The sequence below is a fragment of the Bacillus sp. FAU20 genome, from assembly GCF_056033865.1.
Window position 1 is genome coordinate 62,559 of sequence record NZ_JBVYHY010000024.1, and the last position, 26,408, is coordinate 88,966.

29 protein-coding genes, 1 pseudogene and 1 other annotated feature are annotated in these 26,408 nt (G+C 35.1%); of the genes and pseudogenes, 17 read left to right on the forward strand and 13 right to left on the reverse strand.

Annotation, left to right across the window (positions count from 1 at the left end; genetic code table 11):
• Positions 1-8 precede the first annotated feature (8 nt).
• The 6 genes from AC0OM3_RS20640 to AC0OM3_RS20665 all read right to left on the reverse strand — a co-directional run bounded on the left by AC0OM3_RS20640 (position 9) and on the right by AC0OM3_RS20665 (position 4,720).
• Complete coding sequence (locus AC0OM3_RS20640; RefSeq protein ID WP_000154129.1) at positions 9-263, reverse strand: hypothetical protein; 255 nt, start codon at positions 261-263, stop codon at positions 9-11.
• 30 nt (positions 264-293) lie between these two features.
• Positions 294-1,196 carry an EamA family transporter gene (locus tag AC0OM3_RS20645; RefSeq protein WP_000410490.1) on the reverse strand — a complete coding sequence of 301 codons (903 nt, stop codon included), beginning with the start codon at positions 1,194-1,196 and terminating at the stop codon, positions 294-296.
• A 141-nt stretch (positions 1,197-1,337) separates the two neighbouring features.
• A complete protein-coding gene (locus AC0OM3_RS20650; RefSeq protein ID WP_000201969.1) occupies positions 1,338-2,780 on the reverse strand; it encodes a sensor histidine kinase in 1,443 nt (480 codons plus the stop codon).
• Complete coding sequence (locus AC0OM3_RS20655; protein WP_000148833.1) at positions 2,758-3,423, reverse strand: response regulator transcription factor; 666 nt, start codon at positions 3,421-3,423, stop codon at positions 2,758-2,760. The genes AC0OM3_RS20650 and AC0OM3_RS20655 overlap by 23 nt, the downstream gene beginning before the upstream one ends.
• Before the next feature lie 364 nt (positions 3,424-3,787).
• Complete coding sequence (locus AC0OM3_RS20660) at positions 3,788-4,249, reverse strand: L,D-transpeptidase (protein WP_000735062.1); 462 nt, start codon at positions 4,247-4,249, stop codon at positions 3,788-3,790.
• A gap of 30 nt (positions 4,250-4,279) precedes the next feature.
• On the reverse strand, positions 4,280-4,720 hold the full coding sequence (locus AC0OM3_RS20665; protein ID WP_000388768.1) for a DUF3978 family protein: 441 nt from the start codon (positions 4,718-4,720) through the stop codon (positions 4,280-4,282).
• Positions 4,721-5,121: 401 nt separating this feature from the next.
• On the opposite strand from AC0OM3_RS20665, the gene AC0OM3_RS20670 reads away from it, so the two are divergent.
• Entirely contained in the window at positions 5,122-5,736 is a 615-nt protein-coding gene (locus AC0OM3_RS20670; protein WP_000454751.1) for a DedA family protein, read from the forward strand.
• 56 nt (positions 5,737-5,792) lie between these two features.
• On the opposite strand, the gene AC0OM3_RS20675 is transcribed toward AC0OM3_RS20670, so the two are convergent.
• A complete protein-coding gene (locus AC0OM3_RS20675; RefSeq protein WP_000753815.1) occupies positions 5,793-6,584 on the reverse strand; it encodes a hypothetical protein in 792 nt (263 codons plus the stop codon).
• A gap of 164 nt (positions 6,585-6,748) precedes the next feature.
• Here AC0OM3_RS20675 and AC0OM3_RS20680 point away from each other — a divergent pair, with 164 nt between their 5' ends.
• From AC0OM3_RS20680 to AC0OM3_RS20695, 4 genes are all read left to right on the forward strand, one after another.
• Entirely contained in the window at positions 6,749-6,970 is a 222-nt protein-coding gene (locus AC0OM3_RS20680) for a helix-turn-helix transcriptional regulator (RefSeq protein WP_000776161.1), read from the forward strand.
• On the forward strand, positions 6,960-7,667 hold the full coding sequence (locus tag AC0OM3_RS20685; RefSeq protein ID WP_000837683.1) for a DUF3169 family protein: 708 nt from the start codon (positions 6,960-6,962) through the stop codon (positions 7,665-7,667). Before AC0OM3_RS20680 ends, AC0OM3_RS20685 begins: the two co-directional genes overlap by 11 nt.
• Before the next feature lie 42 nt (positions 7,668-7,709).
• Entirely contained in the window at positions 7,710-8,762 is a 1,053-nt protein-coding gene (locus tag AC0OM3_RS20690; RefSeq protein WP_002164230.1) for a site-2 protease family protein, read from the forward strand.
• A gap of 96 nt (positions 8,763-8,858) precedes the next feature.
• Positions 8,859-8,999, forward strand: coding sequence for a DUF3985 family protein (locus AC0OM3_RS20695; protein WP_000404758.1), 141 nt, complete (start codon positions 8,859-8,861; stop codon positions 8,997-8,999).
• Positions 9,000-9,397: 398 nt separating this feature from the next.
• Here AC0OM3_RS20695 and AC0OM3_RS20700 read toward each other — a convergent pair whose 3' ends face one another.
• Complete coding sequence (locus tag AC0OM3_RS20700; RefSeq protein ID WP_001077773.1) at positions 9,398-9,784, reverse strand: DUF3938 domain-containing protein; 387 nt, start codon at positions 9,782-9,784, stop codon at positions 9,398-9,400.
• A gap of 460 nt (positions 9,785-10,244) precedes the next feature.
• Here AC0OM3_RS20700 and AC0OM3_RS20705 point away from each other — a divergent pair, with 460 nt between their 5' ends.
• On the forward strand, positions 10,245-10,766 hold the full coding sequence (locus AC0OM3_RS20705) for a GNAT family N-acetyltransferase (protein WP_000397304.1): 522 nt from the start codon (positions 10,245-10,247) through the stop codon (positions 10,764-10,766).
• A 110-nt stretch (positions 10,767-10,876) separates the two neighbouring features.
• On the opposite strand, the gene AC0OM3_RS20710 is transcribed toward AC0OM3_RS20705, so the two are convergent.
• Positions 10,877-11,770 carry a YitT family protein gene (locus AC0OM3_RS20710; protein WP_000530032.1) on the reverse strand — a complete coding sequence of 298 codons (894 nt, stop codon included), beginning with the start codon at positions 11,768-11,770 and terminating at the stop codon, positions 10,877-10,879.
• Positions 11,771-12,047: 277 nt separating this feature from the next.
• Between AC0OM3_RS20710 and AC0OM3_RS20715 the strand changes: the two genes are divergently transcribed.
• The 3 genes from AC0OM3_RS20715 to AC0OM3_RS20725 all read left to right on the forward strand — a co-directional run bounded on the left by AC0OM3_RS20715 (position 12,048) and on the right by AC0OM3_RS20725 (position 14,073).
• Complete coding sequence (locus tag AC0OM3_RS20715; RefSeq protein ID WP_000394936.1) at positions 12,048-12,332, forward strand: hypothetical protein; 285 nt, start codon at positions 12,048-12,050, stop codon at positions 12,330-12,332.
• 28 nt (positions 12,333-12,360) lie between these two features.
• A complete protein-coding gene (gene yidC / locus AC0OM3_RS20720; RefSeq protein ID WP_000920540.1) occupies positions 12,361-13,143 on the forward strand; it encodes a membrane protein insertase YidC in 783 nt (260 codons plus the stop codon).
• Positions 13,144-13,272: 129 nt separating this feature from the next.
• Entirely contained in the window at positions 13,273-14,073 is an 801-nt protein-coding gene (locus tag AC0OM3_RS20725; RefSeq protein ID WP_002164228.1) for a hypothetical protein, read from the forward strand.
• A 163-nt stretch (positions 14,074-14,236) separates the two neighbouring features.
• Here AC0OM3_RS20725 and AC0OM3_RS20730 read toward each other — a convergent pair.
• Positions 14,237-14,462, reverse strand: a pseudogene (locus tag AC0OM3_RS20730) (hypothetical protein).
• Between the two features lie 165 nt (positions 14,463-14,627).
• Positions 14,628-14,864 (forward strand) — a binding site (T-box leader).
• Between the two features lie 65 nt (positions 14,865-14,929).
• On the opposite strand from AC0OM3_RS20730, the gene AC0OM3_RS20735 reads away from it, so the two are divergent.
• From AC0OM3_RS20735 to AC0OM3_RS20745, 3 genes are all read left to right on the forward strand, one after another.
• Entirely contained in the window at positions 14,930-16,240 is a 1,311-nt protein-coding gene (locus AC0OM3_RS20735) for an APC family permease (RefSeq protein ID WP_000546304.1), read from the forward strand.
• A 107-nt stretch (positions 16,241-16,347) separates the two neighbouring features.
• The gene (locus AC0OM3_RS20740; RefSeq protein ID WP_003303294.1) at positions 16,348-17,532 is read left to right on the forward strand and encodes an MFS transporter; all 1,185 of its coding nucleotides are present in this window, start codon (positions 16,348-16,350) and stop codon (positions 17,530-17,532) included.
• 76 nt (positions 17,533-17,608) lie between these two features.
• Entirely contained in the window at positions 17,609-17,791 is a 183-nt protein-coding gene (locus AC0OM3_RS20745) for a hypothetical protein (protein ID WP_000288473.1), read from the forward strand.
• 27 nt (positions 17,792-17,818) lie between these two features.
• On the opposite strand, the gene AC0OM3_RS20750 is transcribed toward AC0OM3_RS20745, so the two are convergent.
• On the reverse strand, positions 17,819-18,577 hold the full coding sequence (locus AC0OM3_RS20750; RefSeq protein ID WP_000939479.1) for a TrmB family transcriptional regulator: 759 nt from the start codon (positions 18,575-18,577) through the stop codon (positions 17,819-17,821).
• 186 nt (positions 18,578-18,763) lie between these two features.
• On the opposite strand from AC0OM3_RS20750, the gene AC0OM3_RS20755 reads away from it, so the two are divergent.
• The 4 genes from AC0OM3_RS20755 (at position 18,764) to AC0OM3_RS20770 (ending at position 22,667) form a co-directional block, all read left to right on the forward strand.
• The gene (locus AC0OM3_RS20755; protein ID WP_474212895.1) at positions 18,764-20,764 is read left to right on the forward strand and encodes a methyl-accepting chemotaxis protein; all 2,001 of its coding nucleotides are present in this window, start codon (positions 18,764-18,766) and stop codon (positions 20,762-20,764) included.
• 77 nt (positions 20,765-20,841) lie between these two features.
• Positions 20,842-21,144 (forward strand): MTH1187 family thiamine-binding protein, encoded by a 303-nt coding sequence (locus AC0OM3_RS20760; protein WP_001018860.1) that lies wholly within the window; start codon positions 20,842-20,844, stop codon positions 21,142-21,144.
• A gap of 48 nt (positions 21,145-21,192) precedes the next feature.
• The gene (locus AC0OM3_RS20765) at positions 21,193-21,438 is read left to right on the forward strand and encodes a YusU family protein (RefSeq protein ID WP_001290594.1); all 246 of its coding nucleotides are present in this window, start codon (positions 21,193-21,195) and stop codon (positions 21,436-21,438) included.
• Between the two features lie 311 nt (positions 21,439-21,749).
• Positions 21,750-22,667, forward strand: a complete 918-nt coding sequence (locus AC0OM3_RS20770; RefSeq protein WP_000436776.1) for a proline dehydrogenase family protein — start codon at positions 21,750-21,752, stop codon at positions 22,665-22,667.
• 22 nt (positions 22,668-22,689) lie between these two features.
• On the opposite strand, the gene AC0OM3_RS20775 is transcribed toward AC0OM3_RS20770, so the two are convergent.
• Positions 22,690-23,529 carry a D-alanyl-D-alanine carboxypeptidase family protein gene (locus AC0OM3_RS20775; RefSeq protein WP_000831481.1) on the reverse strand — a complete coding sequence of 280 codons (840 nt, stop codon included), beginning with the start codon at positions 23,527-23,529 and terminating at the stop codon, positions 22,690-22,692.
• 97 nt (positions 23,530-23,626) lie between these two features.
• On the reverse strand, positions 23,627-23,773 hold the full coding sequence (locus AC0OM3_RS20780; RefSeq protein ID WP_001096344.1) for a YuzL family protein: 147 nt from the start codon (positions 23,771-23,773) through the stop codon (positions 23,627-23,629).
• Between the two features lie 237 nt (positions 23,774-24,010).
• Here AC0OM3_RS20780 and AC0OM3_RS20785 point away from each other — a divergent pair, with 237 nt between their 5' ends.
• A complete protein-coding gene (locus AC0OM3_RS20785; protein ID WP_000486395.1) occupies positions 24,011-26,392 on the forward strand; it encodes a 3-hydroxyacyl-CoA dehydrogenase/enoyl-CoA hydratase family protein in 2,382 nt (793 codons plus the stop codon).
• Positions 26,393-26,408 lie beyond the last annotated feature (16 nt).

A 26,408-nucleotide genomic window follows, 5' to 3' on the forward strand; every position in this document is an offset into this window, starting at 1 on the left:
GTCTTTTGTTATGCAGTATGATTCTCTTTCTTATCTTTCAAAAAGAAAAGTACAGCAAGGATTACAAGAATAATAGCTGCAATATCATACGTTATTTTAAATGTAGTATTAAAGTTTAAGTACTCTACGAAAGGAGTTTTCACTGCTCCTGCATATATACAAACGGGAATGAGAAGTAAATCGTAAAATTTCTTTTCTTTCATATATCTTATTAGGAAGAAGATACACATAATAGCAAAAAATACGATGCTTAAAATAGTCATTTATACCTCCAGATAAATTCTGCATTTTTTTCAAGCGCTATGCACGCGATTATGTTTCCTTGCTTTCCTAGCTGTAAGCAGCTGGGGAGTGAAAATCCCAATCAATATAAAAATAATTCCAATCCACTGCATGAATGTTACGACTTCATGTACAAGTGTAATAGAAGCGATAATAGCAGTTGGTAATTCAGCTGCACCTAATATTGTACCGAGTCCTGTTCCAACCTTTGGTACACCGATTGAAAAACAAATGACAGGTACAACAACGCCGAATAATCCGAGGAAGAAAGCATATTTCCATAGACCGGCTTGCAGGGCACCATCTGTTAAAAAGGTTGGCGGGAAGAATAGACATACAATAAGAGTCGCACTTGTTGTCATAAGAAAGCTTTTCGTATAAGGCGGAACATCGGTAGCAACGCGTCCGCTTGCAAAAACATAGAATGAAAAAGAGACGGCAGCTAATAGTCCAAATATAATCCCTTTCGTAGAAAAACTTTGTCCGAGGCCTTCAAATACACCACCTGCAAACAATGTACCAGCAAATAAAATAAGGATAGATATGATCTTATCGCGGCTTGGAAATGTCCGATTTGCAATGGCTTCGATAATGACACCAATCCAAGTGAACTGAAAGAGTAGGACGACAGCGATAGATGCGGGTAGTTCTTCTACAGAAATAGCGTAGAAAATCCCCGTCATACTCATTGTTGTTCCGACGGTTAGTAATGAAAAGAATTGTTTTTTTGTTACTTTATGACGTGAAAAGAAAAGAACGAGTAGAAGAAGTCCAATCCATCCGAAGACATATTGTCCTCCTAATAGTTGATGTGCTGAAAATCCATTTAGGAATCCGAGTTTGAAAATAGTTGAAAGTATGCCGTAGCTGCAAGCACCAAATAAAACGAGCAAGGAATATTTAAACTTCTCCATAAAAAATCCTCCTTTTAAGTAATAAAAAACGCCCGCTATCCAAATAAGGATAACGGGCGAACGAAACAGAGTAAGATACTCTACAAAATTCCGCCACTCACACATGAAGTATGAGTTTGGGGTATGTAATTATAGTGAATGTTACATTGCTTTTGGGAATACAATGGAGCATTTTACACCTTGAGCTGTGTTTTGTATCCCATAAGGAAACTGATGTTTATCTAATATTTGTTTCACGATATATAATCCAAGACCACTACCTTGTACTAAACCATGTTTGCCAGGGTTTGCGCGATAGAAAGGCTCAAATAAATGAGCAAGTTTATCTTCATCAATTTGCGAACCTGTATTTAATACTTCTAATGCATAACCGTTTGGTTTTTCATAAAGTTTTACATATACATGCTGATGGTCAATTGTGTAATGAATTGCATTTGAAATGATGTTAAAAATAGCAGTTTGAATAAATGTAGGATCAGCTAAAACCTGTACATCTTGTTTAATGTTAGATTGAACATTTAATTGCTTTACAGATACGAAATAATCCACCTTCTTCATAACGTCCTCAATAATGTTAGTTAATGAGATAACTTTTAAATCTGGTTTAAATTGAGGGTTCTGTATTTTGGATAATTCCGACATTTTTTCCGTTAATATGTTAATGTCTTGCATCATTTCATAGGAACGTTTTAAATATTTATCTCTATCTTTATAAGCTCCAATCCCGTGAATCATGCCATCTAGCTGTCCCATAACGGCTGCGATTGGTGTTTTTAATTCATGGGATACCATAGACATAAATTCTTTACGAGATTGCTCTAATTGTTTTTCCTTTTTGAGCTCATTTCTTAAATCTTGATTGCTTGCATGTAAATTCTTTACAATATTTGGTACTTGTGAAGCGGCTACTTGCAAATTAAAATCTGTTTGATCTGTATTTTTGTTAAGTAGCTTTTTATCTGAGAAATCAAGGTTCATAATATCTTTTAAAGCATCGCTCATATATTGAAAAGGTTTGGCAATTAGTTTTGTATAAATTAAAGATCCGAGTAGTGATAATGCAAGCATTGTCGCGCCAATATGTGGAGCTAATTGCTGCAACGCATCTGCTAACTTTGGATTATCATTTGTATCATTTGTTTTACTTGCTGCATTTTGTGTATGTAAGGCATCATTATTAGCAGCTTTCTTTTCTGCTTCTATAGGCAGATTAGAAGTGCTATTTTTCCCCGAAAGATTTTGTGTATGTTCTTTTGCCTTTGCAGTTTGGCTAGGCTGCAAAAGGTGATTGATAGCCGTAGAAAGAGATTTATAATCTATAATAGAAGATTGGAAATTAGAAATGCTCCCCTTTGATACAGCTTTATTTTGCGTCGTTTTACTTTCGTCGTTTTGCTTATCTGAATCGGCCTGTTCTGTAGTCGGCGTTCCATTTTCTTTTGCAAAACGTTCTTTATCGTAGTTTGAAGCTAGAAAGTAAATCATTTGATAAAGACAAAGTGATAAAAGAATACAAAATAATAAGGTTTTGATGAAAATATTTTTGGTGATGTTGTCTTTGCTACGATTCGATTTTGTAGCCAATGCCTTTCACCGTTTTAATATAAGGAATTCCTAATTTTTTTCTTAAGTTTTTAATATGTGTATCTATAACTCTTACATCACCATAATGTTCATAGCCCCATACCTTATTCAACAAATCACTTCTTGATAATACTTTTCCTCGATTTTGCAGTAAAGTATAAATAATTTCAAATTCTTTTGTTGTCAATTCAATTTGATTACCATGAACATAAGCTGCATATGCTGTAGAGTTTAACATCAATTCATGGAATTGTAGTATAGTTGCAGCTTCTGCTTCCTTCGTTGCTGCCCTTCTTAATACAGCCTCTACACGCTTAATAAATACAGTGTAATGGAACGGTTTCGTAATATAGTCATCAATACCTAATTCAAATCCTTTAATTTCACTTTCTTCATTATGTAAGCCTGTTAACATAATGATTGGTACATCAGATTGTCCTCGCATAATTTTACAAATACTATAGCCATCTATATCTGGTAACATTACATCGAGGAGGACAAGATCGTATGAATTTTTTTGGAAAAGAAGAATACCTTCTGTTCCAGCACCAACTACATCAACGGTAAAGTTTTGTGCCATTAGAAATTCACGAATAAGTTCTTGTATATCTGGGTTGTCTTCAATCACCAGTATATGCGTCATAGTAACACCTCCTAAATAACGCTTTTTACTGCAATATTCGAATTCATCATTTTTCGAGTGACTCAGATTGTTTATACATATAATAAGCCCCCGCTATAAAATAATCATGAAGGTAGCAAGGGGAATAGTTTAGTGTTACTGAATAGTTCAGAATTACAGTAGTTCTATTATAGTATGTATTATAAAATTTATAAAATATTATAACTGTATAATTTTAATATCTACGTTTATCAATGTTTAGACATTAGCTAATCAAATCTATTCCTATTATATATGTAAATACAGTTGTTTTGCTACTGTAAATGAATAAATAAAATAAGCCAAGACATAAAATTCTTGGCTACACATAAATCTTGTTTTTAGGCTATTTTACAGTGACGGTAGCTTGCTGCTGAACGCGCTCAAATAACCAGTGTATATCATTGTTATACATACGAATACAACCAAGTGTTGTCCATTTGCCGATTGCTTGATTATTGTTAGTTCCGTGAATCGCATAAGTTGTTCCGTAAGTTCCTGCCATATTTAATCCAAGCCAACGGTCACCAAGTGGATTACGTGGATCGCCGCCTTTAATTTTGCCTGTATAATAAGGGCGGTTTTTAATTTTATTTACGATTTGAAAAGTGCCTTTAGGTGTAGGTGTTGCTGCTTTTCCAGTAGCGACAGTAAAACTTTTTATAAATTTTCCATCCTGATAATAATCCATTTTATTTAACTGAGTATCTACGATTAATTGATCTTTCGTTGTAGCTGCCTCTGTGCTAGCGAATGGAAGAGTTAAAAATCCTAATGATAATAGTGCGCTTAATAATAATTTTTTCATTGTTATTCTCCTTTTACTATCGTAATAGTCTTACATACAATGAAGTTGTAATCCTCGTAATGCTTTATTTACATTTTCATCTAATGTTTCAAAGAATGTAGTGATTTTGCTGTTATGTTTGTTGTTATCAATAAGTAATCTTTCATTTAATAAAAGCTCACCACGTAGTCCAAAACTTTGAACTTGAATATTTAGCTCATCTTCATTTTCAGAAATGATTGGTAAGAAATAGTGAAAAGCTTTTGTTGGAATGATGTAGCTTTTGCCAATCATGCTTTCTTGATTTGAATTAATCCATTTTTTCGTGACAATTTTAATATTCTTTTTTGAAACGATAAAAGATAGTGTTGTAGATTTTGTTAAACTTACGTCAAATTCACTTGTTTCACATATTTGTAAATTAAAAACGGTTTCATTTTGATGAGATTCAACATTTGTATTAATAAAATCGTGCATTTTATATGCTTCCATTTCGTATTCACCCTTTTTTCAATTTCGAAAAACGACTTATATTTATTCAAATTAATGCTTAGTCATATATTGGTTAAATTTTTCAACAAATTCCGATATAATCTTACAATACGTATATGAAGCTAATATGAAGTTAGCATGAGTTTGTGATGGTTTTTTATTGAGAACAAAATAAGAGAGGTTTTTTAGTGCTAAAAAATGGATGAAATCTGCATGTTATTAATGTACCTTTTCGCTATTTCGACTTAAAAAATGATTTTTACTATTTAATAAAGAACGAAAATCATTAGTGTGACCCTTACAAAAATGTAATAAAAATGTAAGCTATTGTGATAGTTATTTCGACAATTTTTTTATACAATAATAGTAAGAAGTTGTACGTGACTGAAAGGAGAGATGACATGGAATGGATTCATGAATTATTTCAGCAATACGGGTACTATGTTGTACTTGTCGGCTTGCTGTTAGAATATATTGCACTTCCGTTTCCGGGAGAGCCAACATTAGCATATGCGGGATTTTTAGCACATAAGGGTGATTTAAGTTTACCGATTTTAATTATTCTATCCTTTATTGGGACAAGTGTAGGAATGACGATTCAATACTTTTTAGGAAATAAATTAGGTATGCCTTTCATTCAAAAGTATGGAAAATACGTATTTTTAACACAAAGAAAAATTGACTTAACGAGAATGTGGTTTGATAAGTATGGGTACTTCTTAATTTTTATTGGTTTCTTTATTCCTGGTGTACGTCATTTCACAGGATACTTTGCAGGAATTATTAACTTACCATTCCGTCGTTTTGCCATTACAATTTACTCAGGTGCTCTATTTTGGGTATCATTCTTCTTAATTGGTGGTTACTGGTTAGGTGGCAACTTACATGATATTTTTGGGGCGCTAGAAGGTCACATCGGTAAAATCATTTTTGGGGTGATTGTGATTGTAGCGGTTACGTTAGGTATTCGTTTCCGTAAGCAGTTAAAACGAGTATTACTACAAAACGCAAGTTAATATGAAATCCATTCTATGTCAAAATTTTGAAAGGCAGTGCAGACGCACTGCCTTTTTTATTTTATGTTCCAGTTTATTTTTAATTTTCCTTTTAACTGGTGTCCGCTAACTATAATGTAGTAAGTTCCGGTCTTAATTGCTGCGAAATGGTATGTATTAGGGCCGACTGAAGCTAAATAATTTTCTTCCTCTTGAAACTCACTAGCCATTTTTACGTCTCCCATGTAGCCATCTGGATTTTCAGCTTGTGATTCAATGGTGAATTCTAATATGTCACCTCGTTTTAGCTCAATGGGGACTTTATGTTCACCACTAAAATGTTGAAAAGATGCTTCGAAAGAGTTATCTGTTATTGTTTCGACCCATTGCTCTTTTGATGTTCCAACCTTTTCTAAATCAATAAAGTTGATTGTGATAAATATAATAAGCATAATGCCTGGGACGACATATTGTATCCACTTAAATTTTGTTGCTATAACTATACATAAATAGAAAAAAAGAGAACATAATGCTCCAATTGATCCGAGGTACAAGAACTGTGTTAGACTAGCTTCTTTAAATATTAGGAAGGGAAGAAAAAATAAATAGCCGCAAAAAATATAAAGGAATAATGTCTTTAGTCTTGTATGTGTTTTTAATTTCAATTTATCGATGCAAATAGAACAAAAAATTGCATATGCAGCAAGAATAGGAACGAAGGGAACATATAGTAGTTCGCGTAATCCAGTTAAGAAACTATATAGTGTTGGTTGACTAGTTGTTAAGAGAAGCGTGCTAATAAGTAATAATAACAAGAAAGCTGCTGTAAGCTTAGTAAGAATGTAAGAAAAGGTAGATGTTTTCTTCATATGGAATCTCCTTTGTTTAATATTTCACATTCATTATATAGGTTATTTCTATCATAAGATATCCTTATTTTTGTCAATTATCATAGTCGTAATGACAATTATAATTGACAAAAATAAGGATATTATTTACAATTTTAATTAAATAAATGAAAAAGAGGGAAGACATGAAGCTTCAAAATCGAGTGAGGGAATTGCGAGCAAAGCATCGTTTATCACAAGGGGATTTAGGGAAAGCGATTGGATCATCGCGGCAAACGATTAGTTTAATCGAGCGTGGGGATTATGCGCCATCTATCGTATTGTCGTTAAAAATCGCAAAAATTTTCAACGTATCGGTGGAGGAAATATTTACGTTAGTAGAGGGGGAAGAGGACGATGAAGAGTAAGCAAAAAAAACAATTTGATTCTGTAGGGAAAATAGCATTAAGTATGCTGGGTGGTTTTTTAACGTCTTATATAGCTTTAAATTTACTCTCGGATGAACCGAGAAAATTATCATCCAATACATTTATAGGTATATGTACTATTTTTGGAATCTTAATGATGTACTACACTTGGAAGAATACACGTATGTTAGCAGAGGCACGCGATGAAGAAGAGAGCGTGCAAGGCAGAAAATTAGGCATTATAAGTATATATTTACGTGTAGGTGATATAGTTACGCAGGCATGGTTTGTATATGCAGTTATTACATGTAGACGTGCACTGTTGCAAGATACAAATGTTTCATTTGCGGTGTGGAATTTAGTAGCTTCTATTGCTTGTTTAACTACTGTAGTAATTATCGGACTCATAACAAAAAATCGTTATAATAAGCTATATCCTGAACAAGGTGTAACATATATGGAATCTATGAAAATGTGGACGAAAAACGCAGATGAAGGATTAAAGCACATTGTGCATGAGGCTGGATATAAAGCATATGAATTTACGAATACAATATTGGCATATGTATGGTGGGCTGCTGTTATATATACAGCTGCTAGTGATATCGATTTTGTGTTAATTGGTTTAATCTCATTTATTTGGATATTGCATCTCGGGAAGTTCATGTACGAAATGCAGAGAAAAATGATTTATTAAGGGGAGAAAAAGGTGGATATTTTAAGAAGGCCAGCTGGCTCAATGACAGTGGCGCTAATTCTGTCCATTTTATACGGAGTAATCCGAACTGGGAAATTAGAAGTAATTTTGAACCTGTGGGCAATAGTTGGGATTGCATTGTTAGTGTTAGCCATTCATGAGCTAGGGCATGTAGTATTTGGTGTAATAGGTGGTTTGACATTTAAATTTATAACAGTAGGACCCATTACTATTCAAAAAGAAAAAGGAAAATTACGCATTCGAGAAAATAAATTATGGGCGTACTTTGGAGGCGTTGCAACATTAGTACCACCTTCTATAGAGACACCGAATCTTTCGAAAAAATGGGCTTGGCTCACTTTAGGTGGACCGATTACGAATTTACTATTTGGTATTACTTTTGGTTACATATACATGGTAAGTTATTATCAATATCTTTTATATTTTTCCTTTTTCCATTTTGCAATCTTTGCGGTTACAATTGTGCCGATAAAAGGAACGCTTATGAGTGATGGGATGCAATTTCTTATTTTAATTAAAGATGATGAAAGAGCTAGAAATCATTTATATGAGATTCAAATATCGAGTGAGTTATTTAGTTATAAAAGACCGAAAGATTGGGATGAAAGATTAGTAGAACTTAGTGAGGAGAAAATAAAAGAGAATAAAGAGATAAGAGAGATAATGAGTAGACTTATGCTTGTCTTTTTTGCTCGTGCAGATCAAGAGGGAATGGAAAGAGCGATACCGCATATAGAACGAATTGTTCAACTACCTGTAACGAAAGAAAATAAGTTTTTCGTTAGTAGTTTTCATAGTTGGTACCTTTTATATAAAGCACTTTATGAGATGGATAGTCTTTCTTTGCAAGAAGCAAAGGAACATGCAAAGGCCATTACAAAAATGGATCTAAACGGATATTACCGTACAAAAGGAATTATTAAATATTTAGAGGGCGATATGGAAGCATCCCGTACTTATATGAGGAAAGCTGATAAAGAATTAAAGAGCGCCGAGAAGAGTGAAATGGGATATTTACAATTAGAGAGAGAATGGTTTGAGCAGCTAAAGAAGAGGGTATCTTACGATGGGTGAGGTATCCTCTTTTTTCTATGTCATCTTATGCCGTTCCATAAACAGCCTAGGGCGAGTAAAATAAGATAAGAAGAGCGCAGCTTGGAGGAAGTAAATATGGAAATTTTATCAATTATTTTGATAGTCTTGCTCATTTATGTTGTTTTTAAAGTGGCATATGTAGCATTAAAGATACTCGCGATCCTATTAATTATCTTTTTAATCGTAGAGTTCGGCAGTAAGTTGCTTGGGGGATAGGGTATGTTGTACGTTTCGAGTGTCGAAGATTGTCGTTAAAACGATATTTTGTGCCGAATCGTTGATATAAGTGGAGAAACGATCGATATATTTGAAAAATCGTTGATATATTTAAGTGAATACGAAGTGGGGTATGTGGAAAAGAAGTTGCCGTTGGGTAGCTTCTTTTTATTGTGGTGACGGGGTATAGAGCATAAATAGGTTGCCGAAAATTGTCGGTAAGTCGATATAATGTGTCGAACCGTCGATATAATGAAAAAATCGCTGATATAAGTGGAGAAATCGCTGATATAAGTGGAGAAATCGCCGATATATTTGGAGAATCGCTGATATATTACGGTAGATACTAACCGGGGTATGCAAACCAACATAAAAAAGCTGGAAGAATTCCTTCCAGCTTAAGAGTTACTTTCAATTTGGCGACCGCTATCTTCTTCATTGTCTTGTAATAGGTTGAATACGTCTGCTAAGCAGAATGCAATGAACCAAGTCCATAGACCGTGGAAGAAAGCTGAGCTTAATTGAAGTGGTAATGTATAGTTTGTCATTGAGTAGGAAATACATCCACCAACGATTCCAATCATTGTTAATAACATTGTTTTTTGAGCATTTTCTTCTGGATTGAAGAGGAAGTAAATGTATCCGCCTAAAATTGAAGCGCTTACAAGTGTTTCGATTCCATTAAAAATGATATTCTCTCCAAGCTGAGTGTTTGTCCAGAAGCAGATTGTTCCGCCGATAATAGCAAACAGGACAGCTATTGTATATCGTATATATTGATTCATATGTTCATCTCCCTATGTAATAAGATGATTTGGAAGTCAAAAAGGTAGGTATAGTATATTGAAGTGAGTTTTAATTGTACGTATCTTTTTATAAAAAGATCATTGAAGAGTAACTAAGATGATCGGTTGTTTAAACCGTTACGTGTATGGTGTCTGAAATATACCCGACTGCTCGTTTCTTTTTGCTTGTAAAATAAGAGAAACTTCCAAGTCTATATACTCTTTTTTTGTGAGTCTGCTTTCATTATAACACATTTAGGGACATAATGATAGAATTATCTGATTTTGTAATAAGTGTAAAAAATAAAAAGCGCAAGGAAATACCATTAACGGTGCAGTTTAGTGGAAGAAGGACTTTAATTTATTATGATGAAATATGTAATCAAAGTGAGATCTAAGAATGAGGCTTAAATACTATAAAAAATGTTTTATAGCATGAATGTAAGGGAGGAGAGCTAACTTGGAGTTCACAACAGAAAGATTAATAATTAGACCTTTTAAGAGTACTGATTTACAGGATGTATTTGCTATTTATAATAGTGATGATACATGTAAGTTCCTATTACATAATAAGTGGACTCATGAAGACATGCAGAAAAGATTTAATAAGAAGCTAGCAAATAATGTACTTACTAAAGAATCAATATTAAGTTTGGCAGTTATATATAAGGCTAAAGTAGTTGGTGATTTATCCGTATGGTACACAAATATGAAAGACACTGTTGAGATTGGTTATAGTTTTTCAAATGAAGTAGCTGGGAGAGGTTTGGCAACAGAAGCAGTAAGTAGTTTAGTATTGAAATTATTTAATGAATGTAATGTACATCGTATACAGGCTAATCTTGATGCACGTAATACAGCTTCACAAAAATTGTGTGAACGAATAGGCATGAGAAAGGAAGCACATTTCATACAAGATTTTTGGAATAAAAATGAATGGACAGATAGTATTGTATATGGAATGCTATCCTCCGATTTGTAGTAATAAACTTAGTGATTTTATTATGCTAAAAGGTGCGTTAGTTGAATAACAAAGGGCATAACATATTATATATGACTAATATGTTATGCCCTTTAATTTATTACCCTTTTTTATATACGTTTGAAACGGCCGACAATTTCAACTGTTTCAGTAATGTTCATAAATGCTTTGTTATCCACTTGACGGATAATACGTTTCATTTCGCCTAACTCATAGCGAGTCACGACAGTGTAAATCATTTTTTTCTTATGGTTTGTATAGCCGCCGACAGCGTCTACCATTGTCACCCCGCGTATACCGTGATGTAGTAGTGCGCTTTTTATTTCCTCGCCTTTTTCTGTAATAGTCATTATCGTTAATTTAATATGTTTCGTATGCACAGCGTCGATAACTTTGCTGACTACAAATCGACTAATTAACGTATAAAGTGTAATATCCCAACCGAAAATAAAACCTGCTGCTACAAGTAAGATTAAGTTGAATACAAATATGATTGCTCCAATTGAAACATCTCGATATTTCGCTACAATCAATCCAACAACATCAAAACCACCTGTTGAAGAAGCAAATCGGAATATAATTCCTGAAGCTGCTCCGCAGATAACACCACCGAATACAGAAGAAAGTAAAATATCGTCTGAAACTTGGTGTACCGGGATAATGTTCATCGCTAACGATGATACAGCTACAAAGTACGCTGTTAAAAAGGTTGTCTTCTTGCCTAAGTAAAAGTGACTTAAAATAAGAAGAGGAATGTTTAGTAAAAAGATAAGTGCACCGATATTGTAGTGCATTAAATAACCGATAATCATCCCTACACCAGCGAACCCACCGCTAATCATATTATGCGGGATAAAAAACATATTCATAGAAATTGCATACAAAATAGAAGCTATAAAAATAACAACCAACTGTATTATAAATTCTAAGTGAAATGTTTTCGCTGCTGGGAAGGATAAAAAGGCGGTGTCGGGAACGTAATCGGCGTCTCCTAGTTGACCCATAGTATGTTTCATCTCCATATTCATTTTTGATTACAAGAAGAGAATAAAGGTTTTTTCAAAAACTGGCAATAGTTTTATTATAATGCAAAAATTTTATAAATTTCTAATAAATCAAGCCTATTCATTGATGTGTGTGAATATACTAAAGAAAGCGAATACAATATTTCTTAATTATTATTTTCTTGAGAAAATATGCAAAATGCTTTTTTTGAAAATAAAAGGAAATAGAGAATGTTTGCCGAATGTGCTAAAATGACCTTATTAAGGATGTGAAGCGATGGAATTTTTATTGCAGGATGCAATTCTATATATATCGTTTGTAACGACAGCACTTTGTTTATTAGAAGTTTTCTTCCTTACTAATGTTTCTCGCTTTGTGCGTCAACAAGCATCAAGCGGTAGACAAAGAGCTTTTGCGTTAGTTGATACATGTGAAGATAGTGCGGGAAATGTACCGCTATTTTCTATTTTTTATAAATATGGAATGATTCGTTCTGTACGCAGACAAGAATCAAGTGAAGAGAATGACGAGGTCGGTCCGTATACACCAATGTTTCGCTAAATAATTACGAAACATTGGAGGAATGAACATGTTAAAATCATACCGAGCTGTGCTCGTTAGTTTATCATTATTACTTGTTTTTGTTTTATCTGGTTGCAGTAATGCGGCCCCAATTGATGCACATAGTACTGGGATTTGGGATCATTATTTTGTATATCCAATCTCGTTTATGATTCAATTTGTTGCGCATCATATATCTGGAGCTAGCTTTGGGATTGCCATCATTATTATGACGCTCGTTATTCGTTCAGCCATGATTCCATTAGCTGTTTCGCAATATCGCAGCCAAGCGAAAATGAAGAAAATGCAACCTGAATTGCAGAAGCTAAAGAAAAAATACGGTGATGTAAGTAAAGATCTTGAAAAACAAAAACAGTATCAAAAAGAAATGTCAGAACTAATGAAATCAGGCGGTTGGAATCCACTTGCTGGTTGCTGGCCAATTTTTATACAAATGCCGATTTTCTCTGCTTTGTATTATGCGATTAGCCGAACAGAAGAGATTCGCACATCTTCGTTTTTATGGGTGAACTTAGGACATGCAGATCCATATCATATATTACCGATTATTGCAGCGTTAACGACATTTATTCAAATGAAAGTTTTCCAATCTAATATTACACCTGGAGAACAAGTACAGATGCTAAAGATGCAGCAAATTATGATGCCGGCAATGATTCTATTTATGGGGTTTGCGGCGCCATCAGGACTTGTATTGTACTGGATAACAGGTAACTTATTTACAATGACACAAACAATTGTATTAAGAAAAATAATGGAACGTGAAGAGTTACAATTACAAAAAGCATAGAGAAACACCGCTCATCACGAGCGGTGTTTTTTATTTGAATCGTTAAGGAAATTTTAAGGAACCAACATTACTATAGGTGATGTATACGAAAGTGTACATGCTTTAGAAATATGAAGGAGGAAATTTCCTATGAAGAAGAAAACAGTTGGGTATTTAGCGATTGCAGGTGCTTTATCATTCGGAATCATTGGAGGAGTCGGTATTCCGGCATTCGCGGCAACGAATACTCCAGCAACAGATCAGCCTGCAAAAACGGCGAAAAAGGATTTGGATGACGCTACAAAACAAAAAGTAAAAACAATTATGGACGATACAAAGAAACAGTTAGAGGAACTAGGTGTAAAGCTTCCGGAGAAAGAAAAACGTAAAGACATGTTCGCAGGATTAGATGATCAAACGAAAGAAAAAGCGAAGTCAATTTTAGAGCAAGAGAAATCTGGAAAATTAACGCATGAGCAAGCAAAAGAGGAATTAACAAAGATAGGCGTGAACATGCCGGAGAAAGGTAAGCATGGAGACATGTTTGCAGGATTAGATGCACAGGCGAAAGCAAAAGTGAAGTCGATTTTAGAGCAAAAGAAATCTGGAAAATTAACGCATGAGCAAGCAAAAGAGGAATTAACAAAGATAGGCGTGAACATGCCGGAGAAGGGTAAGCGTAAAGACATGCTTGCTAACTTAGATGAAGCAACAAAGAAAAAAGCAAAGTCTATTTTTGAACAAGAAAAGTCCGGAAAATTAACGCATGAGCAAGCAAAAGAAGAATTAACAAAACTAAGTGTAAAACTTCCAGAGAAAGAGAAGCATGAAGATATCTTTGTGGGATTAGATGAAGCAACGAAAACAAAAGCAAAAGCGATTTTAGACAATGAAAAGAAACAATTAGAGGAATTAAATGTGGATCTTCCGCATCATAAAGTGAAACTTTAATCAGTGGTGCATTTCCACTGATTATTAGCCCTCACCAATCGGGCTTTTACGGGGCAAGTTTTTTTATGAAAAAAGAAGATAAATAATGGATTTATGTATCTTTCGTGGGGCAACCGGAAGGTACGTGCGAGGACCGATTTCTACTTATAGAAATCGGTCTCTTTTAATGATTCAATAAAATTCTTTTCATTGTTAGTATGTATCCGAAGACGCAGTAGAAGATTGCAAAACCGATAAACACTTCCGTATATTGATATTTACCCAATACGTAGAGAACCAGCTGGTATAATAGCTACCGCTAAAATGCTATAACCAGGATACTTGTGCCGATGCATGATAGCGAATAGAACAGAGAGACATGTAGCGATGATACAAAAGACAGCAATCATTATTGATGCACCTCCTAAATGGATTATACCATTTTTAGGGAAATAGAGAAGTTTTGTATCTTCTGTTATAATATAAGAAGAGAATTCTTTCTTATGTTATATAAAAAATATATTGATTTTTTATAACAATTCAATATAATGAACAATAACTACAAAATTCGACATCAAGAAGTGATGATGAGGACACGATCAATTTTTTACGATTCTCAGAGAGGGAAGCCTTTGGCTGTGAGCTTCCTAATACGGAAAAATAGATTACCACCTCTGAACTGCAGCAGTGAACGAATATCTAGTAATTGCTTGCCGGCAAAAACCGTTATTTAGACTTGAGAAATTGGTGAAGTGTGTTACTTTACGAATTGAAACAAGGGTGGAACCACGAATACAACACTCGTCCCTTTTTTAGGGAGGAGTGTTTTTTTATTTCATTTTTGCATCACACTAGGATTGGAAGGAGGATACGCAGCATGCATCATGATGAGAAGAACAAAATTGGTTTAACAGTAGCACTTTCTATCGTAGTAGGAACGATTATTGGATCTGGTGTGTTCATGAAGCCAGGGAGCGTATTAGATTACTCGGGAAGTTCTAATATGGCCATTCTTGCTTGGGTAATTGGTGGTCTATTGACGCTAGCGAGTGGTTTAACAGTAGCTGAAATTGGAGCGCAAATCCCGAAAAATGGTGGTTTGTATACGTATTTAGAGGAGATTTACGGAAGTTTTTGGGGATATTTATCAGGTTGGATGCAAACAATTGTTTATGGACCTGCTATTATCGGAACATTAGGCTTATACTTTAGTTCTTTAATGATTAATTTTTTCTATTTAGATAAAGCATGGAATTTACCAATCGCAATTGGAACGGTTGTGTTCCTTGGCGTTGTAAATAGTATGGGAACAAAATACGGAGGTATCGTTCAAACAATCACGACAATTGGGAAGATGATTCCGATTGTGTTAATTGTTGTGCTAGGTTTTTGGAAAGGGAATAGCGATATCTTTAACGTAGTTGTGCCGATATCGGAAAATCAAAGTATCGGTATGGCAATTTTAGCAACGTTATTTGCTTATGACGGCTGGATTTTACTTGCTTCAATTGGCGGGGAAATGAAGAATCCAACAAAGTTATTACCGAAAGCAATGACAGTTGGGATTTTAATTGTAACAGCTGCATACGTATTAATTAACTTGGCGTTATTAAATGTATTACCAGCAGCGAAAATTGTAGACCTTGGAGAAAATGCAACAGCGACAGCTGCCGGCATGCTACTTGGAGAATATGGCGGGAAAATTATTAGTATCGGTATTATCGTTTCTATTTTCGGTTGTTTAAATGGAAAGATTTTAACGTTCCCACGTATCCCGATGTCGATGGCAGAACGTGGACAACTTCCATTTGCTAAGTTTATTGCAAAGGAAAGCCCAAGATTTAAAACACCAGCAAATGCGATTACTGTTGAAATCATTTTAGGAATTATTTTAATGATTATTAGTGATCCAAATAAGCTATCTGAGATTTCCGTATTCATTATTTATATTTTCTATGTGATGACGTTTATTGGTGTCTTCATTTTAAGAAAACGTAATAAGAATAAAGAGCGTGCATATAGTGTACCGTTATTCCCAATCGTACCAATTGTTGCGATTTTAGGTTCACTTTTTGTAATCGGTAGTGCGATTATTAACGATCCAGTAAGTTGTTTTTTATCAATTGGAATTGTATTTACGGGACTTCCGGTGTATTGGTACTTGAATAAGAAGAAAGAAACAGAATGATGGAAGGGTAGGCGTATAATACGCCTACCTTTTTTACTGCAAAAAAATTATACTTGCGTCCACTTTCTATTTTGGTTACTATAGTCGTAGTAACCAAAATAGAAAGCGTGGGGAAAGACTTGAATTTTCGTGTTTATATTTTAGCTATCGCGGCTTTCGTAGTCGGAACGGTTGAGTTAATTATAGGAGGAACGCTCGATTTAGTTGCCAATGATTTAGGAGTATCTATTAGCGCAGCTGGTCAGCTTATCACAATATTTTCGGTAGTATTTGCTTTGTCAGGTCCAGTTTTATTAGCTGTGACAGGGAAGTTTGAAAGAAAAACATTGTATGTTGGAGCATTATCGATTTTCTTAATCGGAAATATCATTTCGGCATTTAGTGTAAATTACGGAATGTTAATGTTCTCAAGGGTTATTTGTGCGGCAAGTGGTTCATTAATTATTGCACTATCGGTAACACTTGCTTCTAGTGTAGTGGAACCGCATTTTCGTGCGCGTGCAATTGGAATCATTTTTATGGGGATTAGCGGATCACTCGTACTTGGAGTACCGCTCGGTCTTGTGCTCGGAAATGCATACGGATGGCGTGCGCCATTTGTATTAATTTCGATATTAACAGTTATGGCTATTGCTTGTATTTCATTGTTCTTAACGAAAGTACCACCGACATCGGTATTATCAATAAAGAAACAACTTGCTACTTTAAAAGATAAAAAAATTGTAAGTGCACAGTTAACATCCTTTTTATTTTTAACGGGTCATTTAACACTATATGCATATTTAACGCCTTTCTTAAAGGATGTCATGCATGTTGAAGCAAACTGGATTAGTGTGTTTTACTTCATTTTCGGAATCGCAGCAGTAATTGGCGGCGGATTTGGTGGATGGCTTGCTGATAAATGGGGGTCGAAGAAAAGTATTATCTCGATTATTATCGTATTTGCATGTGCAATCTTCATGTTGCCATTAATGACATTCTCATTCCCGCTCTTCATCATTATGATGGGACTTTGGAGTATGCTGAGCTGGGCGATTTCACCAGCACAGCAAAATTATTTAATTGAAATTGCACCGGAATCAGCTGGTATTCAGCAAGGTTTAAATAACTCTGCGCTTCATTTAGGAATTGCACTCGGTTCAACAGTAGGTGGAGTTGTTATTGAAAAATCATCTGTTATATATAATGCTTGGGTAGGCGGTGGCTTTATTATATTAGCACTACTTTGTGCGATTTTCTCGATTACAAGAGGACGCTCTACTCAGTTCGTGAAAGAAGAATCTATCGTTTGATAGGTTCTTTTTTATTTGTAAAAAATTGCAGGTTTTAGTAGAAAGATGGAGAAGGTGTATATAGCGAGGTAGGTATATGTATACGAATTTTTCAATTATTGGTCTTCTAATTTCAATGCTCCCTTTGTTTCTTATTATTCTTGCACTTAGATGGGTTCGTTTCATCTATAAAAATTCTGAGAAACAGGTAGAGCAAAATGAGAAAATCATTGAGCTGTTGATGGAGATAAAGGAACAAAACGAAAAGGAGTCTAAGTGAAAAACTAGACTCCTTTTTATTATTTAATTAGTATCTTAATTTCATTAACAAACTCTTAATTTCCTCATCTTCCATAAAGAGGTCATGGTGTTTCTGGGTAATCTTTGCAAGTGCAACGTCGTGATAGAAAAATTCTGTAAAGAACTTTACGAAAGGTTGTGACATTGTTTTCATCGCTTGCCATGACTCTTGTTCTACGCCAGCAAATAAAATTTCACGATCGTCAACGATGAGTAGTAAGTAGCGCTCTAATGCATTAGGCTCTTCAGCTGGGATTAGAAAATGCATGTTTTCTAAGTCTGTTTCTACTTCTCCAACAATAAGGGATTCAATTTGAACACCTTGTTTTGCTTTTTGTTCTAGTAAAGGGAGATATTCTAAAAGAGTATCATTCCAAGCTGAAATACGGATTGATTCTTTTGCACTTTCAATGAGTTCTTTACTTTGAACTCGAATAGAAGATTGCATTTTTAAGCTCCACACACGGTCATCTGTAAATGATTTTTTTGATATATTTGTTTCCAGTTCTTTAATATTTGATTGGAATTCTGTCGTTAATTTTTCAATTGCTAGCTTTAGTGGTAATGCTGTATACAATTTTTTCTTTTCTGAAACAGAATCCATTACCATTCCTTTATCGATTAGGCGTGCTAGCACTTCATATATTTTTGCTTTTGGAACACCTGAATGCTTCACAATTGTTGTAGCATCTAATGGTTCATTGCTTGATACGACAACTTCATAAGCTTGGCTTTCATATTGTGAGAAACCGAATTTTTGTAACATAGTTACCTCCGAACGAATGAGATTATATTTTAAGGATAATGAACTATTTGTTTTTGCACAAGTGGTAGTCCGTTTTCTAATTGTATTAAGGTGAGAATTAATTTCAATTTTTTAATTTTATCTATTATACTTAATATAATGATTAATAAGATTTTAGTTTAATGCGAAGGGGATGCTAGGGGGAAGATGTTAAGAAGTTTACGTTTAAAAATTGCGGTAGTGTTTTCAGTACTTATTTCTATGATGTTCGTAATATTGGGTACAGCTGTGTATCAATTACAGAAAGAAAAGGAAGTGCGTTCCTTAGACGAGTATTCTCAAAATGCGATGGATCTTGTGACAGAGCAACTTACGACATTTGTTCAAAGAACGGATGAAGATATGGGGTATTATGCGAACAGTGAGATGATTCGTAATATGCTTCAAGGTGGGGTTACTCCAGAAGAGGAAGCGTTTTTAACGAAAGAGTTTGCAGAGTATAAAAAGAATCATCCTGGTATTTTAGATTTATATATTGGTACGAAAGATAAAAAAACATTAAGTGCCAATCTTGCTGAAGGTGGGCAAGTGCCAGAAGGATACGATCCAACGACAAGGCCATGGTATAAAGATTCAGAGGCTGATGTAAAAAAGGTCCATTGGGGACAACCTTCTTATGAAATTGCAACAGGAAAGTTAAGTGTAGGTGTTTCTAAAGCAATTACAGCTCAAGATGGGTCTGTATTAGGTGTTGTTGCGATGGATGTATCGCTTGGGACGATTCAGAAGTTGCTTCACAATATTCAATACAATAATGACGGAGAAATGTTTATTATAAATGATAAAAATATGGCTCTTGTTTATCCAGAAAAGATAGGGAAAGATGTTTCTAAAGAGCCACTTATAAAGAGCTTAAATAAAGAGGTAACAAAATATGCGGTCACTACAATAAAAGGTGAAGATGTAGTTGTTTATAGTCAATCATTTGATACGATGAAATGGGCGATAGGAATCTTTTATCCGAAAGAAACGATCGATGGGCTATTAAATAGTACAAGAAATACAGTTATTATAATGGCATGTATTAGTTTATTAGTTGGAATCGTAGCTTCCTACTTGTTCTCAAGAAGATTAGCAAGACCACTGCAACTATTAAAGAATCACGTGCAAAAAGTAGCAGAAGGCGATTTAACGCTGCGAATGAAAGTGACAAGTAAAGATGAAGTTGGAGAGTTGACGAAGCACTTTAATGATATGGTTGAACAAATGAATGAAATGGTAAGTAAAATTAAAAACAGCGTATCAACGGTGCAACAATCAACGAATAGTTTACATTATTTAACGAACGAAACAGTAGCGGCTAGTAGAGAAGTTTCAGGAGCAATGGATGATGTGAGCGGAGGAGCTTCTACTCTTGCGAATAGTGTGGATGAAGTTTCAGCTCAGCTCGAGAATATGGCGGAGTCAGTGGAACAAATGAATAGCTCCGTTGGTGAAATAAAAGGAGTGGCTGGCAAAGCGGAAGAGGCATCTAAGCAAGGATTAAATACAATGAGGAATTTAATTCGTACGAGGGGACAATCATCTTCGATTGTTGTTCATACAGAAGAAGCATCGGATAAGTTAGAACAAAGAGTTGGATCGATTCAAAATGTTGTTGAGCTTATAAAAGGCATTTCAGATCAAACAAATTTACTTGCTTTAAATGCATCGATTGAAGCTGCCCGTGCAGGTGAGCAAGGTAAGGGATTTGCGGTTGTTGCTGAAGAGGTTCGGAAATTAGCGGAACAATCAAAAGAGGCAACCGGAGAAATCACAACGATGATTGGTGATGTACAATTAGAAGTAAAAAGGGTTGTAGAAGTTGTAAGTAAATTGAAAGACATTGCAGATGTGCAAAATAAAGTGACGACAGAGGCGGAAATGGAGTTCCGCACAATTATGTCAGTCGTAAATACGATTAGTACTTCAGTTGAAAAAATTGTAGAAGAGGTACATAACATAGGTTACGAGCAAGGGGAAATTACAGCGGTAATGCATACAATTGCTGGTACGAGTCAAGAAAGTGCAGCTGTTTCTGAAGAGGTACATGCTGCAACGGAATCACAGGTGAATCATTTAGAAAAGGTAGCTCACACGATGGAAAGTTTGACAGAACATATGAGAGATTTAGAAAGATTAGTCGAGCAGTTTAAAGTGGAAGAGTAACATATTAGTAAAATGATGAGGATTTCGGTAAAATAGACAATGGATATATAAGAAACGATTATAGGAGGAAGACTACTATGGCAATTGTTGATGTATCGATTATTCCAGTAGGAACAGGTAATCCAAGTGTTAGTGAATATGTAGCAGAAGTACAAAAGGTGCTAGAGAAAAATGCGGATCGCGTGAAGTATCAATTAACACCGATGAATACAATTATTGAAGGAGATCTTCCTGTCATTCTAGAAGTAATTCAACAAATGCATGAAGTTCCATATACGAAAGGTGCACAGCGTGTTGCAACAACTATTCGTATTGATGATCGTCGTGATAAAGTAAGCACAATGGAGAAAAAATTAAACTCTGTTCGATCAAAATTATAAGAAAAAGCAGCGATCTTCGCTGCTTTTTTCATATAGGAGGTAAATAAAATGAGTGAAAAGTTTAATGAACAATTTGACGGGTTGTTAGAGAAATACACGGAACTATTACTTGGAGAGAGCAATGAAGAGAGAAAAGAGCAGGTGCAGAAGTGGGCGCTTTATTCTTACATAGCGAAGACAATGCCAGCTTTAGTAAAGCATTGGAATGAGACATATCCAGATGCGAAAGAAGAGATGGTGCAGTTAATTACAGATATTAAAAGGCTGAATGAAGAGAAGCGAAATGAGCAATAAAAAAACTTGAGGGAAATATAATCGCAAGTTTTCTGTATTAATATCCTTATATAACTTACGTGGAATATTAAGGGTTTTATAGGCATGTCGAATATTTTCGGTATGCCTATTTTTGCCCTAGTAAACCCGTTTTTTCTAAATGTCGAAAAATATTCCCTTCATATTTGCATGCGAGAATATAGGTTTTTAAATGTTTTTATAGTATTTTATAAATTATCTAAATAATTATTTGTATCCAATAATTTTAAACAATGATATAATTTTGAAGAGGGGTAAAAAACAGATAAATTACAGTCATAGGGGTGAATTACATGGAACAATTAATGCGAAATTCGTTTCTTTTCTTATCTAAAAATAAAGCGCTAACAAAACTGGCTAAAAAGTACGGTTTACGCTTTGGTGCAGGTCGCTTTGTCGCAGGGGAGACAATTGAATTAGCGACAGCAGCTATTAAACAATTGAACAAGCAAGGACTTTGTGTAACAATCGATTATTTAGGGGAATTCGTTGATAATGAAGCAGAAGCAAATGAAATGGCTAACCAATCGATTGAAGCGATCCGTGCAATTGGAAGAGAAGGTCTTGATTCGCAACTTTCTTTAAAGATGACTTCTATGGGATTAGATATCTCTGATGAAATCGTAATGAACAATATGCGCCGTATTTTAGAAGCTGCAAAAGAAAATGGCGTGTTCGTTACAATTGATATGGAAGATTATACACGCTGTGGTAAAACAATTGATATCTTTAAACAATTAAAATCTGAATACGATAATATTGGTACTGTTATTCAAGCTTACCTATATCGTACAGAAAAAGATATGGAAGAATTAAATGCGTATAATCCTAATTTACGTCTTGTAAAAGGTGCTTATAAAGAACCTGAAGAGGTAGCATTCCCAGATAAGAAAGATGTAGATGACAATTATAAAAAGATTATTAAAATGCACTTATTAAATGGAAATTATACTGCGATTGCTTCACATGATGAAGCGATTATTGAATATACAAAAAAACTTGCTGAAGAACACAACATTCCAAGGGATCAATTTGAATTCCAAATGTTATATGGTATTCGTAATGAGCGTCAACTTGAGCTAGTAAAAGAAGGTTACAAAATGCGTGTTTACGTACCTTATGGAAACGACTGGTATGGCTACTTCATGCGTCGTCTAGCAGAGCGTCCAGCAAACGTTGCGTTCGTATTAAAAGGTATGGTTAAAAAATAACCAAGGAGAAAATACTCCTTGGTTATTTTAATTGCTGAAATGCATAATGTGCCATTTTCTTCGTATCAGGATATAGTTGCGCCCGAGTAGAAGATAATACGACGTTAATGACGCGTTTACCATCTTTTTCATCGACTGTTACGACTGTATATTTGCCAAGTGCTGATAGACCGCTTTTACTTCCAATCGCATATGGATCGTCATATAGTTCTTCTCGTCCATAGTTTGCGATGTTTGGAGAGCGTTCTGAAGTATGTAGAGTTGTACGTGTTGAATTCATATATTCTAAAACAACTGGATACTTTAATGCTTCTTTCGTAATCATAGCGATGTCATATGGTGATACTTTATTTCCAATCGCATCAGCACCACTTGCGTTCTTGAAAGTCGCATGCTTTGTACCAAGTTCCTTCGCTCTAGCATTCATCATTTTCACAAATTCATTTTTTGATCCTGCGATATGTTCTGCAATTGATTCAGCTATTGGATCTGCACTAATGATAAGCATAAGTTTTAATGCCTCATCACGTTTTAATTTTTCTCCAGCACGAAGTTTAATTTTCTTACTTTGACTTTCTGTTTTAATTGCATTTTCTGTAACTGTAATTTCTTCATCTTCTTTTACATTCTCTAGTAAAAGAAGGGTTGTCATCATTTTGGCTATACTAGCCGGATAAGAGCGTTCGTCTTCACGTTTCCCATACAAAATTTCACCTGTGTCTGCATCGATTGTAATGGCGTATTGCCCAGTAATGTTAGGTTGATTAACTCTTACAGCTTGTTGCCTTTGTGCATAAGAGAAGAAAATCATCCCTGTAAATAGTGTAGCAATCATTACAATCATAACTATTGTTCGTTTCATCATCGGTCCCTCTTTTGTTTTCCATATGTACAAATAAATTGGGCAGAAAAAGCAGCCATTAATCATTATGCCACGTTCTCTGCCCAAAAATATAGCGTTATTTTTCGCCCATATTATGCTTCTTATATTGTTGGTTGTTACCTTGGCGTCCTTTTTCAACACCGTGATTATGCGGACCTGCGTTTCCAGTTACACTAGCTGCACTAATTCCAGCCTTTGAAGGGTTCTTCTTAAGTTTTGCCATATATATTCCTCCAGTTTCGTCAGATTATAAAAAGGAAAAGTGCATTTAAACAAAGAAAATACACATGTATAGCATAGCCAAATGAAAGAAAAATATTTATTTCAGAAAATTTTATCAATAAATATATTGCGAAAATTTAAACAGTATCATATATTTATTAGTAGAGGCTCACTCATTGATTGCGACTTATGTCGAAAAATTGAATGAGCATTCATTCAAGAATAGGGGGAGAATTGGATGTTCCAAATTAAAAAGGCTGCTGTTCTAGGTTCAGGCGTAATGGGTTCGGGAATTGCGGCACACTTAGCTAATATTGGTATTCCGACATTATTGCTTGATATTGTACCACCTGCGCTTACGAAAGAAGAAGAAGCGAAGGGACTTACATTAGAACATAAAAGTGTGAGAAATCGTTTTAGTAATACGGCTGTGCAAAAATTATTAAAGCAAAAACCAGCTCCTCTGACAGTGAAAGGAAATCTAGCACTGATTGAAGCAGGTAACTTAGAAGATGATCTTGAGCGTCTAGCTGATGTAGATTGGATTATTGAAGTAGTAGTTGAAAACTTAGAGATTAAAAAGAAATTATTTGAAAAAGTAGACGCTGTTCGTAAACCGGGTTCTATTGTCAGCTCGAATACGTCAGGCATCTCAGTTGAAAAAATGGCAGAAGGTCGTTCAGACGACTTCCAGAAACACTTCTTAGGCACACACTTTTTTAACCCACCACGATATTTAAAACTTCTAGAGGTAATACCGACGAAAGAAACAGATCCACAAGTATTAAGCTTCATGAAACTATTTGGCGAAGACGTTCTTGGAAAAGGCGTTGTTATCGCAAAAGACACACCAAACTTTATTGGAAACCGCATCGGTACGTACGGTTTACTTGTTACTCTTCAAGAGATGGTAAAACGCGGCTATAGTATTGGGGAAGTTGATTCTGTAACAGGCCCACTTATTGGTCGTCCGAAGAGCGCAACGTTCCGCACATTAGATGTTGTCGGCTTAGATACATTCGTACACGTTGCAAATAACGTATATGAAAATGTGCAAGAAGAAGAGCGTGATGTATTTAAAGTACCAGCTTTCATGCATGAAATGCTTGAGAAAAAATGGCTTGGAAGTAAAACGGGTCAAGGCTTCTTCTTAAAACAAGGGAAAGAAATTTTAGAGTTAAACCCTAAAACGATGGAATATGAAGCGCGTAAAAAATTAAAAGCTGCATCCGTAGAGTTAAGTAAACAAGAAAAAGGATTAGCGAATAAATTGAAAGCGCTTGTATACGCGAAAGATCGTGCAGGAGAGTTGTTATGGAACATCATTACACCAACTCTTTTATACTCTGCAAAACTTCATAAAGAAATTGCTGACGATATCGTTGCAATTGACCAAGCGATGAAGTGGGGCTTCGGCTGGGAGCAAGGACCATTTGAAGTGTGGGATGCAATCGGTGTTGAAAAATCTGTTCAAAAGATGGAAGAAAACGGCGTAGTTGTTCCTACTTGGGTGAAAGAAATGTTAGAGAAAGGTTTCACTACTTTCTATAAACATGATAACGGCGATAGCTACTATTACGATAATGGCGAATATAAGCTAATCGAGCGTAATAAAAAAGCAATTTCTCTTAAGCAATTAAAAGCGAAAAATGGTGTATTAAAGAAAAATAGCGGAGCGAGCTTAATTGATTTAGGCGACGGCATCCTTTGCTTAGAATTCCATTCGAAGAGCAATGCAATCGGTATGGATATTACGCAAATGATTAACTATGCTGTTGATGAAGTAGAAAAAAATTATAAAGGTCTTGTTATCGGTAACCAATCGAAGAACTTCTGCGTTGGTGCGAACTTGGCGATGATCTTAATGGAAGCACAAGACGACAATTACTTTGAAATTGAGTTGGTTGTGAAAAACTTCCAAGATGCAATGACGAAAATTAAGTACTCTTCTAAGCCAGTTGTAGCAGCACCATATGGTATGACGCTTGGCGGAGGTACAGAAGTTTGCTTACCAGCAGCTAGCATTCAAGCTTCTAGTGAAACGTATATGGGCTTAGTAGAAGTTGGTGTTGGCTTAATTCCTGGCGGAGGCGGTAATAAAGAGCTATACATTAAACACTTAAATAAAATGCCAAATGGTGTAGAGTTTGACCTGCAAAAAGTTGCGAATAAAGTGTTCGAATCTGTAGCGATGGCGAAAGTTTCTACATCAGCCCAAGAAGCTGTATCGAACAACTTCTTAGGCGATAAAGACGGTATTAGTGTGAATGGTGATCACTTACTATATGATGCGAAACAGAAAGCACTTGCTTTATATGAAGCTGGTTATAAAGCACCGATTCGTAAAAAGATACCAGTTGTTGGTGAAACAGGATATGCAACTCTTGTACTTGGTGCAGAAGCAATGCATTTATCAGGTTACATTTCTGAACATGATCTTCACATTGCGAAGAAACTTGCATATGTCATTGCGGGTGGAAAAGTGCCGTACGGAACAGAAGTTGATGAGCAATATTTATTAGATGTAGAACGTGAAGCATTTATTAGCTTAGTAAGTGAGATGAAATCACAAGCAAGAATGCAGCACATGCTTGTAAAAGGAAAGCCATTACGTAACTAATAACGAGGGGAGATAT

Coding starts and splice junctions, on each gene's coding strand:
- AC0OM3_RS20640 (WP_000154129.1), bottom strand. CDS start 263: ATGACTATTTTAAGCATCGTATTTTTTGCTATTATGTGTATCTTCTTC.
- AC0OM3_RS20645 (WP_000410490.1), bottom strand. CDS start 1,196: ATGGAGAAGTTTAAATATTCCTTGCTCGTTTTATTTGGTGCTTGCAGC.
- AC0OM3_RS20655 (WP_000148833.1), bottom strand. CDS start 3,423: ATGACGCATATACTGGTGATTGAAGACAACCCAGATATACAAGAACTT.
- AC0OM3_RS20660 (WP_000735062.1), bottom strand. CDS start 4,249: ATGAAAAAATTATTATTAAGCGCACTATTATCATTAGGATTTTTAACT.
- AC0OM3_RS20665 (WP_000388768.1), bottom strand. CDS start 4,720: ATGGAAGCATATAAAATGCACGATTTTATTAATACAAATGTTGAATCT.
- AC0OM3_RS20670 (WP_000454751.1), top strand. CDS start 5,122: ATGGAATGGATTCATGAATTATTTCAGCAATACGGGTACTATGTTGTA.
- AC0OM3_RS20675 (WP_000753815.1), bottom strand. CDS start 6,584: ATGAAGAAAACATCTACCTTTTCTTACATTCTTACTAAGCTTACAGCA.
- AC0OM3_RS20680 (WP_000776161.1), top strand. CDS start 6,749: ATGAAGCTTCAAAATCGAGTGAGGGAATTGCGAGCAAAGCATCGTTTA.
- AC0OM3_RS20685 (WP_000837683.1), top strand. CDS start 6,960: ATGAAGAGTAAGCAAAAAAAACAATTTGATTCTGTAGGGAAAATAGCA.
- AC0OM3_RS20690 (WP_002164230.1), top strand. CDS start 7,710: ATGACAGTGGCGCTAATTCTGTCCATTTTATACGGAGTAATCCGAACT.
- AC0OM3_RS20695 (WP_000404758.1), top strand. CDS start 8,859: ATGGAAATTTTATCAATTATTTTGATAGTCTTGCTCATTTATGTTGTT.
- AC0OM3_RS20700 (WP_001077773.1), bottom strand. CDS start 9,784: ATGAATCAATATATACGATATACAATAGCTGTCCTGTTTGCTATTATC.
- AC0OM3_RS20710 (WP_000530032.1), bottom strand. CDS start 11,770: ATGGGTCAACTAGGAGACGCCGATTACGTTCCCGACACCGCCTTTTTA.
- AC0OM3_RS20715 (WP_000394936.1), top strand. CDS start 12,048: ATGGAATTTTTATTGCAGGATGCAATTCTATATATATCGTTTGTAACG.
- yidC (WP_000920540.1), top strand. CDS start 12,361: ATGTTAAAATCATACCGAGCTGTGCTCGTTAGTTTATCATTATTACTT.
- AC0OM3_RS20725 (WP_002164228.1), top strand. CDS start 13,273: ATGAAGAAGAAAACAGTTGGGTATTTAGCGATTGCAGGTGCTTTATCA.
- AC0OM3_RS20735 (WP_000546304.1), top strand. CDS start 14,930: ATGCATCATGATGAGAAGAACAAAATTGGTTTAACAGTAGCACTTTCT.
- AC0OM3_RS20745 (WP_000288473.1), top strand. CDS start 17,609: ATGTATACGAATTTTTCAATTATTGGTCTTCTAATTTCAATGCTCCCT.
- AC0OM3_RS20750 (WP_000939479.1), bottom strand. CDS start 18,577: ATGTTACAAAAATTCGGTTTCTCACAATATGAAAGCCAAGCTTATGAA.
- AC0OM3_RS20755 (WP_474212895.1), top strand. CDS start 18,764: ATGTTAAGAAGTTTACGTTTAAAAATTGCGGTAGTGTTTTCAGTACTT.
- AC0OM3_RS20760 (WP_001018860.1), top strand. CDS start 20,842: ATGGCAATTGTTGATGTATCGATTATTCCAGTAGGAACAGGTAATCCA.
- AC0OM3_RS20765 (WP_001290594.1), top strand. CDS start 21,193: ATGAGTGAAAAGTTTAATGAACAATTTGACGGGTTGTTAGAGAAATAC.
- AC0OM3_RS20770 (WP_000436776.1), top strand. CDS start 21,750: ATGGAACAATTAATGCGAAATTCGTTTCTTTTCTTATCTAAAAATAAA.
- AC0OM3_RS20775 (WP_000831481.1), bottom strand. CDS start 23,529: ATGAAACGAACAATAGTTATGATTGTAATGATTGCTACACTATTTACA.
- AC0OM3_RS20780 (WP_001096344.1), bottom strand. CDS start 23,773: ATGGCAAAACTTAAGAAGAACCCTTCAAAGGCTGGAATTAGTGCAGCT.
- AC0OM3_RS20785 (WP_000486395.1), top strand. CDS start 24,011: ATGTTCCAAATTAAAAAGGCTGCTGTTCTAGGTTCAGGCGTAATGGGT.